The following is a 17549-nucleotide window of genomic DNA, read 5'->3' on the forward strand; positions in this document are numbered from 1 at the left end:
TCAAGGGTAGGTCGCTAAATGAGATTTTTTGAATCAAGCGACCTACCCCTCGATTCTTGACAATGATCATTGATGTGAGGGTAAAATGACTAGGTCGAGTGTATTTCTTTCATCGGTGTTTTTTGTACTGTCACTTACATTTTTTGTCGGCTGCGACACAAATAAAGATCGTGCTTCTGCACAGCGACTGGACGTTAGGTGGGAGAGGGACTATCTGCCTGCCACGACATCCCCATCGACTGAACCGGCAATATTGACGGTGGAGCAAGCCCCGGCCGTTTTGACGTCTGCAGCTGGTTCACTAAGAGCCATGTCGCTGGAGAATGGTGAGGATATCTGGGCTACCCAGCTCGAGCCAAAACAAGAGCTCATCGGACCGGATTTTGTCGTCGATTCTGGCGAGGTTTTTACCTGCCACTACTTCTATAAAGCTGGCGCGTGGGACCAGGGTACAGGACATACATTATGGTATTACTCTGACTCCGAAGTATATCCACTCGCTTATCTGGCAGTCGGAAAAGACGCACTCTATGCCGGCGATCAGTCAGGAAATCTGCTTGCTTTGGAGCGCCGGACAGGTAAGCCTATATTCCAGCGTAAGTTCGAGTCGCTTCCTCGTGGATTAACGTACCACGATCAGTCTGTGTATTTTGGGTATGGTTATGTCCCGCAAGGAGGGGAAGGTCAAGCCGTGGGAGGCATTCAAAAGGTTACAGCAGATACTGGCGAATCGATATGGACATACCAGACCGAATCAGGTGGGTTTTTACGAATGAGGCCCATCGTTCGTGACGGACGGGTCTATGCTGGTACCAAGACGGGCGATCGCGTCGAGTTCGTCGCGCTCGATGCAGAGACAGGTGAAAAGATCTGGTCGAACCGGTATGTTCGGACGTATGCGGCCATCTGGGCGGACGGGAAGATCATCGTCAATGACCGTCAGAAGCTGTGGGCGCTTGATCCTGAAACCGGTAGTCGCATCTGGATGACGGATCTAGAGGCTGGACACGGGGAGTCAGGGATGGCCTACCTCGACGGCTTCATTTATCATCCTCATGGCGTTGCGATGTACGTGGTTGACGTGGACTCCGGTGAGGTCGTGCACGTGGAGCCGCCCTTGGACGGGACGTACGTCTGGGAAGTTGGGGCAGGAAAAGGGACGGTCGTCGCTCAAACCTCAAGCAAGGTGGTAGCTTACGAACCGTTCGAGCCGAGGACGGATTAGATCGTCCAATTTAGACTGCTACCTACCGGACACTTGCCCTGAGTAGGTGGCACCTCAAGAATCCCTGGCGCGACTGCCCCGAAATGCGTGGGGTTATGAGAGTATGGACGCGTGAGAGCTCGTACCTCCTTTGATGTTTACGTCTATGTTTCTACGATCCATGAGACCTACGAGGACCTTTTCTAGATGGCGCAACAAGATATGCCGTATCGAAGAGAAACTGTGGGGTAAGGAAATTAGACCGTTCAACAATCACAACGTGAGAACGTGAGGTCGACCTGCCGAACTCACGCCGCCGGCCGTCGTTTTCTTTATTGCATCGATTCGATTGATCCGCTGGCGAAAATGAGCCAATTCCTTTCGTTTTTATACCGACTGCCGCGCCTCGCCTTTGTAGGCCTTGTTCGCGGGTATCAACTCCTTTTGTCCCCGCATCTCCCTCCTACGTGTCGGTTTCAACCGACGTGTTCGACGTACAGCATTCAGGCATTTCGAGAATATGGGGCCGTAAAAGGACTTATCCTGACAATCTACCGACTCGGACGGTGTCATCCCTGGGGCGGGTATGGCTACGATCCGCCGCGTTGGTTTGGGGAATCACTTCCCCATGAGGAATGCCACCATGCGTCTGATCCGTCCGGCACATCCGATGCACAGTCCCCTGCGGATGAACCTGTCTCTTCCCACGTTTCTTCTTCCTCCGAATGATCGACCAGCCAGCTGCTCTTCTCGATGACGTCCGTTTTGATGAAGACGGCCTCGTCGCTGCAATTGTGCAGGACGCAGAAACAAACGAGGTCCTCATGATGGCCTATATGAATGAGCAAACGCTCGAGATGACGCTCGAGACAGGTAGAATGACGTACTGGAGTCGCTCGCGACAGGAGATCTGGATTAAGGGGGCAACCAGCGGAAATACGCAGAAAGTCGAGTCCGTACACGTTGATTGCGATGGCGACGCGTTGCTATTCAGCGTGGCTCAAAAAGGCGGAGCCTGCCATACCGGGCACCAGTCGTGCTTCTACCGTCGCGCGACCGCGGACGGGTGGAAAGACGATGGCCAGATGGTGTTTGACCCCGATGAAGCGTATAGCTAACGCGCAGTCTGCCGCGCCCCACTAGCCTAGGTGGTTGCGTTAACGATTGTCGGTCGCCGCGATCGCCGTCCGGTAATGTCCCCTAGCATCCGTTTCATCCACAGCATACGAGCTTGCCTACCATGGTTCGCAAGATCATCGCATTTGTCGTTGCTGTGATCATTCCTGAAGCGGTCGGGGCGCTTGCGGGTCTTGCCACGCAGTCGTCCGTCACGACCTGGTATCCGACATTGTCGAGGCCCTGGTTCACGCCCCCGGATGCCGTCTTTGCGCCCGTCTGGATCACTCTCTATTTTATGATGGGAGTCGCGTCCTGGCGTGTCTGGGATCGGGGCGCTCGACGTGCAACCGGACAGATGGCTCTCGTCGCCTACGGTTTGCAATTGCTTCTCAACGGTGCGTGGTCGCTCGTTTTCTTCGGCTTCCAGTCGATTGCGTGGGGGCTCGTGGTGATTGTCGCATTGCTCATCGCGATCCTGGTGACGATGCGTCTCTTCCGCCGCGTCGACCGGTGGGCTTTCTGGCTGCTGGTTCCCTATTGCGTCTGGGTCGCATACGCGACTATGCTGAATGCGTCGCTCTGGTGGCTGAACAGCGCGTAGCGTAGAGTCAAAGCAACGGCATCGAGCAGGTTAGATCGTTCCACGATGCGTCGGCGCATGGTCCGAATCATTGCGGGCGGAAGGCAACCATCTTTGAACGGGCGAACTTCGGTGCGTACTTGAGCGTGAAGTTTGTCTGGAAGCACGACGCGCTTTCACCTCCCAACCTTAATCTCCACCTCTATTTTCGCTCCGATCCAGATATGACTTTGATACGTCGATTCGCCAGTGTTTTTTCTCTCACGATGCTTGTCTTCGCGGTGACGATGGTCGTTCCAGATACCGCGGCGGCGCAGGAGCGCAACTCGATGCTTCCACGCGTCAGCCCGAACGCGAGCGTCAGCCAGTCTATTGGCGTCACGACCGTGGAGGTGCACTATGGGCGCCCGGCCGTTCGGGATCGCCAGGTCTTCGGCAAGCTCGTTCCCTACGGCGATGTGTGGCGAACCGGTGCGAATGAGGCGACCGTCATCGCTTTCTCCACGCCCGTACAAATTGAGGGTGAGTCGCTCGACGCCGGCATGTATTCGCTCTTTACGGTGCCGGGGGAGGAAGAGTGGACGTTTATCTTTAACGACACGGTGGAGCAGTGGGGAGCGTACAACTACGAGGAAAGTAAGGACGTTCTTCGCGTGACCACCGAGCCGACGACGGGGCCCATGCATGAGCGGCTCACGTTCGCGTTTCCAAGCGTGACGGATTCGTCGGCCACGCTCGCCCTGATGTGGGATGAGACACGCGTTCCCCTCGAGATCACCGTCGACACGAAGGAGGTGATCGCGAGTCGGGCAGCCAGTGCTGTCGACGCGGCTGAGAACTGGCAAACACCTCTCCAATATGCAGGATATGCGCTTCAGAACGACATTTTGATCGAGGAAGCAATTGACTGGACCGATGCCTCGCTCGAGATACAAGAGACGTTTCCAGCACTGGCCGTTAAGGCCCGCCTTCAGGCAAAGAACGGCGACTATCAGTCCGCCATCGAGTCGGCTGAGCGTGCCGTTGAACTCGCGGAAAACATGGAGGAGACACCTCGGGGACTCGAGGGACTCAAGAATGCTCTCGAAGAGTGGAAGGCAAAATGAGTTCGCCGCCGGTGTGGCAAAACATGTTATGATGTAACCAGCCTTTTGCGGGTTACTCGATCGGCGTCCCGGATCCCCGGGGCGCCGAATCTATTTTTATGAACCGAAACGCCCCATTCCCTCTTAGCTCACCTTATGTACTCTAACGTTTCGCCGTCTGCATTGCGCTATATATTGTTCGCGTGCCTTCTGATGACAGCTTTTCTCGTCGTCGGATGTGGCTCCGAATCCACATCGCCGACTTCAAACGATCGAGACGCAATCTCTGCGGATTCGATCATTCAAAAGGCAATTGCAGCACATGGCGGTTCCGTTCTCGATACCTCTGTGGTCACATTCGACTTCCGCGGAGCTCAGTTTCGCCTGGTTCACGACGAAGGAAGATTCCGATATGTGCGTCGAACGACGGACTCTCTGGGACAGACGGTGCGAGAAGTACTGTCGAATGATAGCCTATACCGTGAAGTCAACGGCGACACTGTCAGCCTGTCGGCGGAAGAACGGGAGAGCATGAACACGACGGTAAACTCCGTCTCGTACTTCGCGCTCCTGCCGTACAAACTGTCGGACCCGGCCGTGAATGCGCAGCGACTCGGCGTGGATACGGTTCGTAGCACGCCTTATTATCGAGTCGAAGTGACGTTCGCGTCCGAAGGGGGAGGGCAAGACTGGGAGGATCGATTCGTCTACTGGTTCGATACCGAATCCTACCACATGGATTTCCTCGCCTACGCGTATGGATTGGGCGGAGATGAAGAGCCCGGACATCGTTTTCGCGAAGCGTATAATGTCCGTGAGATCGAGAACGTGCGGATTGCCGACTACAAGAATTATACGGATACGACGATCACGCCGTCTACGATCGAAAATTACGCCCGACGCCTATCTGCTTCGACGCTGCAGGAAGTCTCGCGTGTAGAACTCGACTCCGTTCGAGTGACAACTCTCCGGGACGGACGATGATGATGAGAATGTTTCGTTCAGGATGCGCTCATCCCTGACACTGCGGGGGAGGGAATGTATGACGATGGAGGAGGATTTCGTTTAAGGCGCCTAATAACCCAGGTGATTTTCTTTATGGAAACGACTTACTGGCTTTAACCCTTGTCGTTTGTGACTCCATCGAATCGCTTTGCCGGTTGCAATATGTCTCTCTCCACTGCGGACTCCGTGTCCGAAACGTTCGATAATCCTCCGGAAGTACCGGTTTCTCACGGTCTCCTCGCTGCCGCATTAGACCAGATCCAGGATCCGGTCATACTCACGAGTGCGGAGCTTGAGAAGCCCGGGCCAACGATTCTTTACGTCAACCCGGCATTCACTCGACTGACGGGGTACGAGTTGGACGAGGTATTAGGTAAGTCGCCACGCATCCTCCAGGGCGAACGAACGGATCCACTGACGCTCGACCTCCTGAAGCGTCGGTTGCGAGAAGACGGCCACTTCAAGGGAGAGGCCATTAATTACCGAAAGGACGGGTCGGAGTATGTACTCGAATGGGAGATTAGTCCGATACGGTCTAAAAGTGGAGAGGTGCGTTATTGGGTAGCCTTGCAGCGAGATGTCACCGAGAGGCACCTGGTCGAACGAGAGGTGCTCGACGTGAGCACGCGAGAGCAGAAACGGATTGCCGAGGATCTGCACGACAACCTTGGGCAGACCATGAGTGGTATGCTCATGCGAATGCGAGCGCTGGAAAATCGTGTCGAAGAACGTCAGGATGAGGCATTGACGCGAGAATTCGGCGACCTGCGTCGTCACATGCGCAGCGCGCTCGATCGGATACGGCGTCACGTGCGCGAGCTGTATCCTGTGAGTCTGGCTGACGACGGTCTATTGCCGGGGCTGAAGGAGTTGGCGTCGAACGCGGAGGCGTTGTACGGGGTCACATGCCGTGTCAAGTCCAGCGGGGATACGACGATAGCATCCTCCGACGTGGCCACGCAACTCTACCGTATTACGCAGGAGGCGATCACCAACTCCGTTAAGCACGGTGGCGCGACAATCATCGATGTCACCATCTCGTCGACAAATGGCCATCTAACACTTGCCATCGAGAACAACGGGACAAGCATTTCCCCCGATGATTTGGAGGAATCCACGGGTATGGGATTGAGGATCATGCGTCAGCGGGCGCGGGCGATCCAAGCCGGATTTACAATCCGCCCATCGGAGCGCGGCACCGTCGTAGAGGTGTCATTGAAGAACCGACACCTCCTTCGCTCGCCAAATGCGTAACACATGTCGGACGTGCTGAAAATAGGTCCGATCGCTCGGTTTATTTCCGAAGACGGGAGATGATGTACGCAAGGACAGCAGACGCGCCGCCAACGACAGCCAGGGTGGCGAGCGGTCGAGAACGCGCTTCGGCCTGAAGCGCCTTGACGGGGTGAAGCTCGACCTCCCCAAAGTCTAAGAGGTGGGCAACGGCGTTTGGTGAGGCCGTTTCGCCCAGACGTGCGATCGTTTCTCCTTTGTATTGCACGTTGATTGTTACTCCTGCTGTGCGAAGCGCCTGGTTGAACTGCTCGGTTCGCATGCGTCGGACGTCTCCGCTCCAGGGGCCGGCCTGTAGGAGACGTTTTCCTGCACGGATGGAGGGGAGGTCCACAACCACAACATCGCCATCTCCCTGGATCTGAATGTCTTCACCATCAATAGCGAGCGTTAGGTCCGCGAGTACTTCGAGAGGAAGAGGCATGGGTCGAGTCGTGAAGTGATCATACAAGAAATGGCGCTCCGGTTGCGAACCGGTGCACGCGCGGACAAAGTACGACGGAGGCAACGGTGCTCATCGACACAGAAACCCCGAGACGGACGCAAGGCGCGTCCTGAATCGGGGTTCAGCATCTGTGCCGGGTCCTCCCCCGCAACGGTCGAAATGAGATCAGTTCCGCTTGTCCGTCGTGCGAATTTTGAGACTACCGTTCATTTTCCATTGTGCATGGTCAGCGTCACCACCGACCTTACTGGGTACGAACAGTTCGAAATCTTCGAACTCGTAGGTGATCTCTGCGCCGCGACCAGTCAGGCGATCGTACAGGCCAATAGCGAGCTCGGGCCAGGTTTCTGTTCCTTCCTTCGTGTCTGCCATAAGAGGGTGTCCAATGTTTGAAAAAGAGGACGTTCTGAGTACAGAAGGAGGCGGCAGAACCGCCACCACGAGCGGCGTCGAACCGCCCCTGTTGTGATAGTTGTTAACCTCTGTGAAGAAACGTAGTGCCTTTATAGTGAGAGATTTTCGTAATCAGAACGTCCAGAACTGGTTACGACCATCAACTCTACCGGTCGCGGTGGCGTAGCACTCACGTCCAGTTACCCGTAACGCCCGTATCGTGACAGTCGCAGCATATCACTTCGGCGACTCTTCCGCTTCTCGCAGGCTCTTAGAATGATCGTCCATGCGTTATGTCTGATTCCAAGCCTCAACGTATTCTTGTAAGTGGTGCGACGGGTTATGTCGGCGGACGGCTGGTGCCCTGTCTTTTGCAGGCGGGCTACGACGTGTGTTGCTTCGTCCGCAGCGAGAAACGGCTTCGTGCTCAGCCCTGGGGCGATCGGGTCCGCGTGGCCGTGGGAGACGCCATGAACGAGGAGGACATCGAGAAGGCGATGGAGGGCATCGACGTCGCCTACTTCTTAATTCATTCCCTTGGTACCGGTGAGGACTTTGCGGAACGTGACCGAAAGATTGCCACGAATTTCCGCCGGGCAGCTGAGAAGAAGGGGGTACAGCGTATCATTTATATGGGCGGAATGCGCCCCAAGGGTGAGCAAAAGTCTGAACATTTGCTCAGCCGGATCGAAACCGGAGACCATCTTCGGGATGGGCCCGTGCCCGTTACCGAGTTTCGCGCAGCACAGATCATCGGGTCCGGGTCTCTATCGTTTGAGCTCGTCCGCTACCTGACCGAGCGAATACCGGTTCTGATCTGTCCAAAGTGGGTGAGCACGCCCACGCAACCAATCGCAATTCGAAACGTGCTCCAGTACCTGACTTCGGCTCTCGAAACACCGGAGAGTACAGGTGAAACGATCGAGATTGGCGGCGCAGATGTCCTAACGTATGGAGACATGTTTCGAGCCTACGCAAAGGTCCGCGATTTACAGCGGACACTGATCGCGGTACCGTTTTTCACGCCGCGCCTTTCGTCACACTGGGTCGGTCTCGTGACGCCGATCGCCAATAGCATCGCCCGCCCGCTTATCGAGGGGCTCGACAACGAGGTCGTCGTTGACGATCCCGATCGTGCTCGCTCCATGTTTCCCGACATCGAGCCGATTAAGTTCGAGGCGGCGCTGCGGCTAGCGCTTCGCCGGGCAGAGTCCGACGAGGTCCCGACCGTCTGGAACAGCGCGCGCTCGTCTTCACCGCGGGCAAATGAAATGACGGCGGATTTGGAGACGACGGAGGGCCTCTACAAGGAAACGCGTCGCATTAACGTACATGCCGACGCCGACACGGCCTTTGACGTCATCAAATCACTCGGGGGCCAGACCGGGTGGTTGTATGCAGACCCGCTCTGGCACGTACGTGGCTGGCTCGATCAGTTGTCCGGCGGGGTAGGATTTCGCAGAGGCCGACGCAATCCTACGGACCTTCGCGTCGGCGACGCCGTCGACTTTTGGCGCGTCGAATCGATGGAGGAGGTCGGGGAAGAAAAGATGCTCCGGCTTCGGGCGGAGATGCGACTGCCGGGTCGCGCGTGGCTTCAGTTCGAGGTGGAACCGATCGCGCGGGAGCGGTGCAGAGTGACCCAGCAGGTCTTCTTCGAACCCAAAGGCCTGACCGGAACGATCTACTGGAATATGATCGCGATTCCGCATCGAATCGTGTACGCAGGGATGATGCGGGCCCTTCGAGAGCGGATCGAAACCCGCGCGTACAGGCTGTCGCAGATGTCGGAAGAAACCTCGGGTACGACGACATTGGAGGATGTCGAGGCAGCCCGACGGTAACGCTCCATCGCCGAGACGAAAGGGGCTCCGTCCAGTAGAGATCAAGACGTCCTCGGGCCCGTCCGGTTAACGGAGCGGACCGAAACGGTCCGGGCGCATCGCATCCGATTGCGGATCCCAGGAGAAGAACGTCCAGACGGCTTTTCCGATCATGTGACTTTCCGGCACAAAGCCCCAGAAACGGCTGTCGAATGAATTGTCGCGGTTGTCGCCGAGCGTAAAGTAGTAGTCTTGCCCGACGGTATATCGTTTCGTCGGTTTGCCGTCCACGAAAACGGTTCCGGCTCTCACATCCACCGTGCGGCCCTCATGGCGCTCAAGGATGTCGCGGTACGTGGGCAGCGTCCGAGGGGACAACCAGATTGTGTCGCCAGCTTTTGGGATGCGAAGGGGATGGAATCGATCGGGTGTGTTGCCGGATCCGTCGGGAAAGAGAGAGACGGACGTTCGGCGACCACGTGCCACGACGGACGGGTGTACGGACTCTACCTCCGGCAACTCCCGAATTCGAGCTGCGACGTCGCGCGTCGCACTGACTTCAAATGTGCCCGTTCGGTCGGTACCATACGCCGTCCCAGCACCCAGGTCGCGCAACTCGTCCGGAGACACCCAGAGTTGCGTACCCGTCATTTCGACCCGCCATCGCTGTTGAGCCGTCTGTGGCAGGCGTTGTGCGAGTCCGTTGATGTAAACCTGCTTGTCTCGGATCGATAGCGTATCGCCGGGGAGGGCGACGATACGCTTCAGGTAGGGGGTTCGCTGATCGACCGGTCCGCTCTCTGTCGGAAGATTAAAGACGACGACATCTCCGCGCTCGGGCGCCGTAAAGCCGGGCAGCCGGACCGACGGAAGCTCAACATCGGCCACGGGCCCCCCGAAGGGCAAGCGCACGGTGATCGGGGTGCGCGGCCCGTAATGTAGCTTTGACACCAGAATATAGTCGCCCGGGATGACGGTGCGGGCCATCGAGGGGGTGGGCACCACGAACGGCCGGGCCACGAAGAGATTCAGTGACAGCGCAATTCCCAGTGCATACAGAAGAGCCGTTTTCCACACGCGAAGCGTGGATCGGGTCGATGCGCTGAGTGAAAACGGCGATCTCGACCTGTCGAGCGGAATCAGTGGTTTCATACGACAGCACACGACGAACGGAGAACATACAGGATACATCCGCATCCTCTGTACCTCACGTCGCAAAAATCGATCCCGACGCGGGGTTGGTGCCGATGTTCAGTGCTGTGCGGAATGACGCTCCGCAGGGATGTTACGTTCCGAGTAGAGGAAGACGCGGAAAGTCGTCTCCGTTGTGCGTGGCTGGGACGTCAGCCGGCGACGTTATGCACTCGCCTTCCGCTCGTCGTAGATGGGGCCGGATCTCTCTCGGATGGTACTCTCCGTAACGCGGACGGCCCCGACGCCCTGCATGCTGTGCACCTCGAACATAATGTCAAGCATGATACCTTCCATCACCGAGCGCAGGCCGCGGGCCCCTGTACCCAGACGGCGTGCCCGTTCAACAACGCTTTGCAGGGCGTCTTCGTCGAACGTGAGGTCGATCCCGTCCATCGCAAAAAGCTTCTGATATTGCTTGATGAGCGCATTCTTTGGCTCTGTAAGAATCCGCTTCATCTCCTCGTCATTCAGCGTGGTGAGCGCCGTCGTCACGGGAAGTCGTCCTACCAACTCTGGAATGAGACCGAAGCGGAGGAGATCGTCCGGTTCAACATGTTGAAAAATCTCCGGATCGTCCTTGTCGAGTTGCATCCGGTCCTGGCGTTCCGAGCGGAAGCCGAGGGTCGACTGTGAGAGGCGTCGTTGGACGATCTCGCCGAGTCCGTCAAACGCACCGCCGCAGATGAACAAGATGTTGCGGGTATCGACGCTCACGAGACTTTGCTCCGGATGCTTGCGTCCGCCCTTGGGAGGGACACCGGCCTCTGTACCTTCGAGCAGTTTCAAAAGGGCCTGCTGCACACCTTCACCGGATACGTCTCGGGTGATGGACGCATTCTCGGCCTTCCTCGCGATTTTGTCGATTTCATCGATGTAAATGATCCCCCGCTGTGCATCGTTGACGTCAAAGTCGCAGGAGCGAAGCAGGTTGGACAGAATGCTCTCGACATCCTCGCCGACGTATCCTGCCTCCGTCAGTGCAGTGGCATCCGAGATCGAGAAGGGGACATCGAGAATGCGTGCCAGCGTTCGAGCCAGCAGCGTTTTGCCCGTCCCGGTTGGCCCCATGAGGAGGATATTCGACTTTTCCAGTTCCACGTCGTTGAAGTCGTGGACGTACTGGTCGGCGTCGATGCGTTTGAAGTGGTTGTACACGGCGACGGACATCGCCTTCTTCGCGGCGTGCTGCCCGATCACGTATTCATCCAGCGCCGACTTGATCTCGTGCGGCGCCATCAGGGACGTACGCGCCGTTTCCGTGCCGCGCCCGGCCTGGTACCGGCCCGACTTGTTGCCCTTGACGATCCCCGACGCTTCATGGATGCAGCGATCGCAGATGTACACGTCCGGTCCGGCAACCATCGAGTTGGCCTCCTGGGCAGACGAGCCACAGAAGGAACACCGAATAACGTTATCGCCGGTACGACGGTTGCTCATAGTAGGCGGTGGATCGGGTAGAGAATAGATCCGGCGACGGTAGAGGCATTACCGGGGCCGGAAATGATGCGCAACGGGACCCCGACAACAGCCCATCGAGGTGTTTGTGAAAGCGCTATCACAACTGTCTATACTACAGATAGCATGCCGGATCTGCAAGCAGGTATCCCCGGTTTGTGAGTGCATTTTGGGCGGAGACGAAATGCACAAAAGAAGGGGGCATGCGGTCGACGACCGGTCTCGGAGTGTGTTCTTGCCGCGTGTCGCACCGTTGGGCGGTCACCGCTTAGTCGAAGATCGCCCAGTAGACGCCGAACCGGAATTGCTGATCGGGGAGGGGATACGTCGGGATGAGAATCGATCCGAAGTCGGCTTCCGTTCCCCCGAGAACGTTTTCGAACGTGAAGAACAGTGTCGCCCCGTACAGGTCGATGTCGATGTTTACGTCGAGGACACCATCCGGTCCGATCAACGGAGAGTTGATGGGGCGCGAGAGCAGCGAGGGTTCGGGGGCGTTAAGCGGAGGAACCGCCAGGCGACCGGTAGGCGTGTGGAAGAGTCGACTGCTCATCTCAGACCACATGCGACCACCGATACGTGCATCGAAAATCAGGTCCTGGAAAAGGAGAAACCGTGCGCCAATCGCGCCGCGCGCATGCAACGATGGAAGGGTGCGTGAAACGCGAGCGTGGAGGACAGACGCGTTAGCATTCAGGAACTCGTGGGCTGTGCCGGTGACACGGGCGTAGAAGCCGCGGCGCGCCTGGGTGCGCCATCCGAGATCGACGACGAGGCCGGCCTGCCGGAAGGGCGTGTCTGCAGACAGGACCTCAACCGTATCCGACCGAGCGGCTGCGGGCGTCATGTCGTTGGTCGTGGCGTACAGGTCGACCGGATTCCTTTGCTCGTGTGCGTATCCTCGGATTCCGATATCGAATGGACCGAGCGAACGCTGAAGTCCGGCTTCAAGCACAATCGTTTGAGACGAGACCGGATCATCGATCGGCTCGACGAATCCCTCGAAGCCGGAGGTCTCCATCCAGGCATAGCGCTGTCCGGTGAGGCGAGCGCCGGCAAAGAGATTCGTTCCGAACGGGCGCGTCTCTGCGCGGACCGAGGCTGACGGGTAGAAGGGTTGGGTCTCGGTCCCATGCGCCCCGGCCTCAAGAATCCAGTTGATTCCGGCTGCTCGAACGGAGTCGCGAATCGACGCGTGGAGTTCAGCGCGTCGGCCTCCACTAGACAGGGTCGTGCCGCGAGCGCGAGATTGGATGCGTGTGCGACCGATGATCGAGAGGCGGTGTGGGCCGATCTGGAGAGGCTGCGTCAATGCACCATGCAGCGCGTTCGTTTTGACCACCCAGCTGGTGTCCGAGGCGGCGCCCGTTTCACCATAACCCGTCGTGAAGTCAAACGTATCGGAGCTCCACGTCAGCGATGCCTGTGCAGATGGAAGGCCGGGAATCATGGGGCCGCGCACACGAGCGGTGAGGTCATTGCGGACCGTCTGCCGAAAGGCGGTCTCGTAGCGCGGCTGGCCCAGCGTCCGGAGATACACACTTTGAAAAACACCTTGAGCAGGTGGAATTCCGCCGTGAGCTGCGACGCGATGCCGGATTGCAAAGTTGTTGATGCCGACAGCCCATTCTCCCGTTCGATAGCGCACTCGGCCAAGGAACCCGCGATACTTGTCGAACTCGGTACCGGGAGTGTATTCGCCCGACGCGGTTGCCCCGCCATATCCGAACTCAATGTCGAGGATGCCGGGCGGGCCGAAGAGGCTGAACTCTCGCTTTTGCGTGTGCAGAACGTCCACGCGGGAGAATCCATTGCTGTCGCGCCGGTAGCGGATTTGCGTCAGGGGTTCGACCCCACCATAGCTCTGTCCATCCGCGTACACGGCGATGGGATCACCGGCGAGATCGGTGCCAACGCGAAGCGGCTCCAGCAGGGCGAGCGGCGTTAGGTCGTAGCGCGGCCGCCCACTGACCGGATCATGAAAGCGGCGCTCCTCCAGCCAAAACGATGTCGCACGGGGCGGAAGGCCGAGCAAGCTTACGCCATGAGGCCATCCTTCAGGTCCCACATCATAGAAGAACGCTCCCTCGGTTCGGCCAACGATTTCGGAGACGCTCGACGCCGAGAGCCGCGCCGATAGAGTATCTATGATCGTTCGGCCGGGCGAAACAGTTACGAACGGAAGCGGGCGAAACGGGCCATCGCGGTCGGGGCGGCGCGCACCGGTCGTGTCGACGGCGACGGTGTCGGGCAGGGTTTCCTGTGCGTCAGCCGGTGCCAGCGAGTCGGTTGCAACGGAGTTCCGCGAGACGCGCGTCGTGTCCGACCCCTGCGCGTGGGCGACCCCAGGCAGAATGAAGAAGGCGAGGGCGACGAGCAGGAGAGCGGAAGCGAACGCGCTGCAGACCCCGTGATGTGGCGATCGACGCGTTAGCGGTCCCATCGAAGCGTTGGAGACGGACAGGTGGGCCAGAGGCACGAGCGGGGGCGGACTATTCGTCCGGAAATAGGCCGAAGAGACGGCTCTCGATTCGGTTGAGTACGTCGCGACGGTCCGCGTCGTTGTTTACGAAATCGAGCTCGTCTACGTCGATAATCATTTTGGGACCGAGGTCATACGACGAGATCCAGTCCTCGTAGTGTCCCTGGAGCCGCTCAAGGTAGTCGATGCGAATGGTCGACTCATAATCGCGTCCCCGACTCTGGATGTGGTTCACGAGCGTGGGAACGGACGCTTTGAGATAGACCAGGAGCGTCGGCGGCTTCAGGTACGACGTCATGATGGAAAAGAGCTCCACGTAATTCTCGTAGTCCCGCGGGCTCATGAGATCCATCTGGTGCAGGTTGCGGGCGAAAATCTCCGCGTCCTCGTAAATGGATCGATCCTGCACGACGGACCCTTCCATATTTTCGATGCGCTGCTGGTGCTTGAATCGGCTGGACAGGAAGAACACCTGCAGGTTGAAAGACCAGCGACGCATGTCGTTGTAGAAATCCGTGAGGTACGGATTATCATCTACACGTTCGAAGTAGGCCTCCCAGCCAAAGTATTCGCTCAGGATTTCGGTCAAAGAGCTCTTGCCGGCGCCAATATTTCCGGCAATGGCTACGTACTTCTTCTTCCGCGGGGCGGAGTCGAACAGGTCGGACATGCGAAGGGGGGCGGATGCGGAGACGACGGAAAAAAGGGCGAATCACCCGGATCGAGTACACTAACCTATCGACTACTCATCGGATCTGGTAGCATACGCGTAAGAATAATGATTCAAGCCCAGACTTTGTTTGACGATTCCGCGCAGGCTGAATCCACGAACGACTGCCAGGATGTGCTGCGCCCTCCACTGATTCGTGCTTCAATCGGTGCCATGAATAGAGTGTCCGAGGCCTTTTGGATCTGTTGAACACATTCAGACCTGTTTGTCGGATGGGCCCAAAAAGGTAAGTTCGGTCGTTCCTGTTTATTCGCATGCCTGATCGTGATCGTATGGCACGTGTGCTACAGACACGGTGCGCGGAACGAACGAGGCCTGGTCGCGCAGGCGTCCCGAGGACCGACCGTTGGCAGGTCCAGCCTTATGGATGGCCGAAGGCTGTCCACCAAACAGGTTTTCAGCGCGCTGTCAAGAAACGTCCGGAACGGAATGGGACCGCTAAACCCGGGTGTTATCCATATGTTACGGGAACTATGTTGATATCTAGTCCCTAAAGATAGCCCTTACTGTTGTAACAGAATATGAGTGGTATGGAGGTGATTTCTCATACATCCAAGTATCTGCCCGCTTGCTTTGTCTGCTGTGTGCTCCTGCTGGGAGGGTACGGAGCCGAGGATTCGCTGGGTCAGGCGGATCCGGTAAGCCCAGAGCGGGACACGGTGGTCGTCGCCGACCGCCCCCCTCGAATGATCGGTGGCATGAAGGCTCTACGCGCTCAGGTGAACTATCCGGACTCGGCACGGCGCCAGGGTATCGAAGGGCGTGTGTTCGTCCAGTTCATCGTGACAACGGAGGGAAAGCCCGTCGACATCAAGGTGGTTCGCGGCCTCCATGGCGCGCTTGATCAGGCGGCAATCAACGCCGTTGGGAAAATGAAATTCGACCCCGGTCTGCTAAACGGGGAGCCGACCAACGTCGTAATGTCGCTGCCTGTCACCTTCGAGCTAGACCGATAACGTGACAAACCGAAAGGGCAAACCAACCCGGATCATCCTTCGTCAGGATGTCGACGTACAGCCGCGACGGTTCGTAGGTCGATCTGGAATGGACCGGCTTGCCGGTCGCTGATCAGTATTCCGAACGTGCGCAGGTGGGACGCGTCGAACGGTGGAGCCGAATCGAGTTGGTGTCCACGACGAAATGGGATTAAATCAGTGAATGGAAGAAAGATCTCCTGCCATTCGCCCGACGGAGTGAAGGAAGCTCGGTAACTGACGGGTCCTGCTGTGTCGGTGTATGCGGTCCATTTGTAGGTTTTCCCATCGCCACGCGTCTCGATCAGAAAACCAGTCGCATTCGAGATATCCGTGTTTCGCTCCGGCGCCCGGACGGAAGCAAATCCGCCGCCGTGATCGAGCGACACTGTCCCACTGAACCGGGCACCCTCGTCCGTGCGAGCAAACGAGCTTTCCGAGACGCCACCCATGACGGTGTCGTTCACGACATGCCAATTCGTATTTGCCGCTGGTCCCTCGCCTGCGCTGTGGCGTGCATCGAACAGAACCTTTTCCGTCGTAAAAGAGGTCGTCATGAGGCGTCGTGGAGGATCTTCTGGAGATGGTCGGTGAATGTCTCGATTTCGTCGGCTGTGTTGTAGTAGTGTACAGACGCACGGACCATTTTCGGCAGGTTGCGTGCGGTAGCATCCAGCAGTGTAGACGGCGGCGAGGAGACCGACACGTTCGCCCTTCGCTCTCGAAGTTTCTGCTTGAGGTCAACCGCATCCATACGGTCGGTCGAGAACGTGGTGATTCCGCACTGCGTCGTGCCCGTGTCGTGAACGGTTACGCCGTCGAGTGCGTCGAGACGGGTGCGTAGTGTTGCAGCGAGGGGTTGAAGGCGCTCGAAAATAGCCTCGAGTCCGAGGTCGAGTGCGTAGCGTACGGCTACGCCGAGGCCGACCATCCCGCCAACGTACGTTTCGAAGGTTTCGAATCGGGCCGCATCGGGACGGATCGCGTAGCTTTCCGGGCCTGTCCACGTCGCGGCGTGCAGGTCGAGGAGCGGTGGCGTGATTCGCTCGATCCAGTCCTCGTGCACGTACAGAAAGCCGGTTCCGCGCGGCCCACGCAGGTATTTCCGTCCGGTTGCCGACAGCATTGTGCAGCCGATGTCGTTTACATCCAGCGGCATTTGCCCGGCCGACTGACAGGCGTCGAGCAGGTACGGCACGTCCCAGTCTCGTGCGATCGCGCCGACCTCCGCAGCCGGGTTGACCAGGCCACCGTTCGTCGGAACGTGCGTGAGCGTGATCATCGCCACACGCTCGTCCATCATCTCTCGTAGTGCGTCTACGTCGACCTCGCCGATCTCCGTCGATGGAATGACCTCGATGGAGGCGCCGGTCTTTTCGGCGACCTGGAGGGCGGCGATGTAGTTGCTGGCGTAGGCCGCACGAGAGATCAATATCCGGTCGCCCGTCTCGAAGGGGAAGCCGTAAAACGCCATGTCCCAGGCTCGCGTCGCGTTTTGCATGAGGGCGACTTCGTGCTCTTGACAGCCGAGCATCGTCGCGATCGCGTCGTATGTGTCTTCCAGTTTTTCCTCTGCCTCTTCCTTGGCCTCATATCCACCAATTTCGGCCTCGCGGCGGATGTGGTGCATTTGCGCATCGACGACGGGTTGCGGCGGGAGAGAGGCACCGGCATTGTTGAAATGGAGCACGTGTTGCGTGCCGGGTGTCTCCTCTCGTAGCGAGGATACCAGGTCGTCGGAGAAAGATGCAGGCATAGAAAAGTGAT

At 58.0% G+C, this 17549-nt stretch carries 17 protein-coding genes; 9 read left to right on the plus strand and 8 right to left on the minus strand.

Annotated elements, in window-relative coordinates; translation table 11 throughout:
• Positions 1 to 85: 85 nt before the first annotated feature.
• From CRI94_RS07095 to CRI94_RS07125, 7 genes are all read left to right on the plus strand, one after another.
• A complete protein-coding gene (locus CRI94_RS07095; RefSeq protein WP_098074987.1) occupies positions 86 to 1225 on the plus strand; it encodes a PQQ-binding-like beta-propeller repeat protein in 1140 nt (379 codons plus the stop codon).
• A gap of 345 nt (positions 1226 to 1570) precedes the next feature.
• Entirely contained in the window at positions 1571 to 1933 is a 363-nt protein-coding gene (yidD, locus tag CRI94_RS07100) for a membrane protein insertion efficiency factor YidD (protein ID WP_098074988.1), read from the plus strand.
• Positions 1930 to 2322: a phosphoribosyl-AMP cyclohydrolase gene (gene hisI / locus CRI94_RS07105; RefSeq protein WP_098074989.1), complete on the plus strand. Its 393-nt coding sequence runs from the start codon at positions 1930 to 1932 to the stop codon at positions 2320 to 2322. The genes yidD and hisI overlap by 4 nt, the downstream gene beginning before the upstream one ends.
• A gap of 122 nt (positions 2323 to 2444) precedes the next feature.
• Positions 2445 to 2924, plus strand: coding sequence for a TspO/MBR family protein (locus CRI94_RS07110; RefSeq protein ID WP_098074990.1), 480 nt, complete (start codon positions 2445 to 2447; stop codon positions 2922 to 2924).
• A 203-nt stretch (positions 2925 to 3127) separates the two neighbouring features.
• Complete coding sequence (locus CRI94_RS07115) at positions 3128 to 4009, plus strand: DUF2911 domain-containing protein (RefSeq protein WP_098074991.1); 882 nt, start codon at positions 3128 to 3130, stop codon at positions 4007 to 4009.
• A 192-nt stretch (positions 4010 to 4201) separates the two neighbouring features.
• Positions 4202 to 4972, plus strand: a complete 771-nt coding sequence (locus CRI94_RS07120) for a DUF6503 family protein (RefSeq protein WP_245846106.1) — start codon at positions 4202 to 4204, stop codon at positions 4970 to 4972.
• Positions 4973 to 5155: 183 nt separating this feature from the next.
• A complete protein-coding gene (locus CRI94_RS07125; RefSeq protein WP_098074992.1) occupies positions 5156 to 6247 on the plus strand; it encodes a PAS domain-containing sensor histidine kinase in 1092 nt (363 codons plus the stop codon).
• Positions 6248 to 6287: 40 nt separating this feature from the next.
• Here CRI94_RS07125 and CRI94_RS07130 read toward each other — a convergent pair whose 3' ends face one another.
• Both CRI94_RS07130 and CRI94_RS07135 read right to left on the minus strand, forming a co-directional pair.
• Positions 6288 to 6710: a hypothetical protein gene (locus CRI94_RS07130; RefSeq protein WP_098074993.1), complete on the minus strand. Its 423-nt coding sequence runs from the start codon at positions 6708 to 6710 to the stop codon at positions 6288 to 6290.
• Positions 6711 to 6896: 186 nt separating this feature from the next.
• Positions 6897 to 7103 carry a hypothetical protein gene (locus CRI94_RS07135; protein WP_098074994.1) on the minus strand — a complete coding sequence of 69 codons (207 nt, stop codon included), beginning with the start codon at positions 7101 to 7103 and terminating at the stop codon, positions 6897 to 6899.
• Positions 7104 to 7417: 314 nt separating this feature from the next.
• Here CRI94_RS07135 and CRI94_RS07140 point away from each other — a divergent pair, with 314 nt between their 5' ends.
• On the plus strand, positions 7418 to 8968 hold the full coding sequence (locus CRI94_RS07140) for an SDR family oxidoreductase (protein WP_098074995.1): 1551 nt from the start codon (positions 7418 to 7420) through the stop codon (positions 8966 to 8968).
• A gap of 66 nt (positions 8969 to 9034) precedes the next feature.
• Here CRI94_RS07140 and lepB read toward each other — a convergent pair whose 3' ends face one another.
• From lepB to CRI94_RS07160, 4 genes are all read right to left on the minus strand, one after another.
• Complete coding sequence (lepB, locus tag CRI94_RS07145) at positions 9035 to 10099, minus strand: signal peptidase I (protein WP_179862195.1); 1065 nt, start codon at positions 10097 to 10099, stop codon at positions 9035 to 9037.
• 204 nt (positions 10100 to 10303) lie between these two features.
• Positions 10304 to 11578 carry an ATP-dependent Clp protease ATP-binding subunit ClpX gene (gene clpX / locus CRI94_RS07150; RefSeq protein WP_098074997.1) on the minus strand — a complete coding sequence of 425 codons (1275 nt, stop codon included), beginning with the start codon at positions 11576 to 11578 and terminating at the stop codon, positions 10304 to 10306.
• A gap of 286 nt (positions 11579 to 11864) precedes the next feature.
• On the minus strand, positions 11865 to 14075 hold the full coding sequence (locus tag CRI94_RS07155; RefSeq protein ID WP_143815328.1) for a hypothetical protein: 2211 nt from the start codon (positions 14073 to 14075) through the stop codon (positions 11865 to 11867).
• A 13-nt stretch (positions 14076 to 14088) separates the two neighbouring features.
• Positions 14089 to 14748, minus strand: a complete 660-nt coding sequence (locus tag CRI94_RS07160; RefSeq protein ID WP_098074999.1) for a deoxynucleoside kinase — start codon at positions 14746 to 14748, stop codon at positions 14089 to 14091.
• A 644-nt stretch (positions 14749 to 15392) separates the two neighbouring features.
• On the opposite strand from CRI94_RS07160, the gene CRI94_RS07165 reads away from it, so the two are divergent.
• Entirely contained in the window at positions 15393 to 15764 is a 372-nt protein-coding gene (locus CRI94_RS07165) for an energy transducer TonB (RefSeq protein WP_179862196.1), read from the plus strand.
• A gap of 32 nt (positions 15765 to 15796) precedes the next feature.
• Here CRI94_RS07165 and CRI94_RS07170 read toward each other — a convergent pair whose 3' ends face one another.
• Together CRI94_RS07170 and CRI94_RS07175 are read right to left on the minus strand one after the other, a co-directional pair.
• Positions 15797 to 16339, minus strand: a complete 543-nt coding sequence (locus CRI94_RS07170; RefSeq protein ID WP_098075001.1) for a CIA30 family protein — start codon at positions 16337 to 16339, stop codon at positions 15797 to 15799.
• Positions 16336 to 17538, minus strand: a complete 1203-nt coding sequence (locus CRI94_RS07175) for an aminotransferase class V-fold PLP-dependent enzyme (RefSeq protein WP_098075002.1) — start codon at positions 17536 to 17538, stop codon at positions 16336 to 16338. Before CRI94_RS07175 ends, CRI94_RS07170 begins: the two co-directional genes overlap by 4 nt.
• Positions 17539 to 17549 lie beyond the last annotated feature (11 nt).

Origin of the sequence: Longibacter salinarum, assembly GCF_002554795.1 — a bacterium.
GTDB classification, from domain to species: Bacteria; Bacteroidota; Rhodothermia; order Rhodothermales; family Salinibacteraceae; genus Longibacter; species Longibacter salinarum.

What these genes read in the sequence shown, in the direction of transcription:
- CRI94_RS07175 (WP_098075002.1), bottom strand. Translation starts at nt 17,538, where the DNA reads ATGCCTGCATCTTTCTCCGACGACCTGGTATCCTCGCTACGAGAGGAG.
- CRI94_RS07095 (WP_098074987.1), top strand. Translation starts at nt 86, where the DNA reads ATGACTAGGTCGAGTGTATTTCTTTCATCGGTGTTTTTTGTACTGTCA.
- CRI94_RS07160 (WP_098074999.1), bottom strand. Translation starts at nt 14,748, where the DNA reads ATGTCCGACCTGTTCGACTCCGCCCCGCGGAAGAAGAAGTACGTAGCC.
- CRI94_RS07110 (WP_098074990.1), top strand. Translation starts at nt 2,445, where the DNA reads ATGGTTCGCAAGATCATCGCATTTGTCGTTGCTGTGATCATTCCTGAA.
- CRI94_RS07140 (WP_098074995.1), top strand. Translation starts at nt 7,418, where the DNA reads ATGTCTGATTCCAAGCCTCAACGTATTCTTGTAAGTGGTGCGACGGGT.
- CRI94_RS07125 (WP_098074992.1), top strand. Translation starts at nt 5,156, where the DNA reads ATGTCTCTCTCCACTGCGGACTCCGTGTCCGAAACGTTCGATAATCCT.
- yidD (WP_098074988.1), top strand. Translation starts at nt 1,571, where the DNA reads ATGAGCCAATTCCTTTCGTTTTTATACCGACTGCCGCGCCTCGCCTTT.
- lepB (WP_179862195.1), bottom strand. Translation starts at nt 10,099, where the DNA reads ATGAAACCACTGATTCCGCTCGACAGGTCGAGATCGCCGTTTTCACTC.
- CRI94_RS07170 (WP_098075001.1), bottom strand. Translation starts at nt 16,339, where the DNA reads ATGACGACCTCTTTTACGACGGAAAAGGTTCTGTTCGATGCACGCCAC.
- CRI94_RS07130 (WP_098074993.1), bottom strand. Translation starts at nt 6,710, where the DNA reads ATGCCTCTTCCTCTCGAAGTACTCGCGGACCTAACGCTCGCTATTGAT.
- CRI94_RS07120 (WP_245846106.1), top strand. Translation starts at nt 4,202, where the DNA reads ATGACAGCTTTTCTCGTCGTCGGATGTGGCTCCGAATCCACATCGCCG.
- CRI94_RS07135 (WP_098074994.1), bottom strand. Translation starts at nt 7,103, where the DNA reads ATGGCAGACACGAAGGAAGGAACAGAAACCTGGCCCGAGCTCGCTATT.
- clpX (WP_098074997.1), bottom strand. Translation starts at nt 11,578, where the DNA reads ATGAGCAACCGTCGTACCGGCGATAACGTTATTCGGTGTTCCTTCTGT.
- CRI94_RS07115 (WP_098074991.1), top strand. Translation starts at nt 3,128, where the DNA reads ATGACTTTGATACGTCGATTCGCCAGTGTTTTTTCTCTCACGATGCTT.
- hisI (WP_098074989.1), top strand. Translation starts at nt 1,930, where the DNA reads ATGATCGACCAGCCAGCTGCTCTTCTCGATGACGTCCGTTTTGATGAA.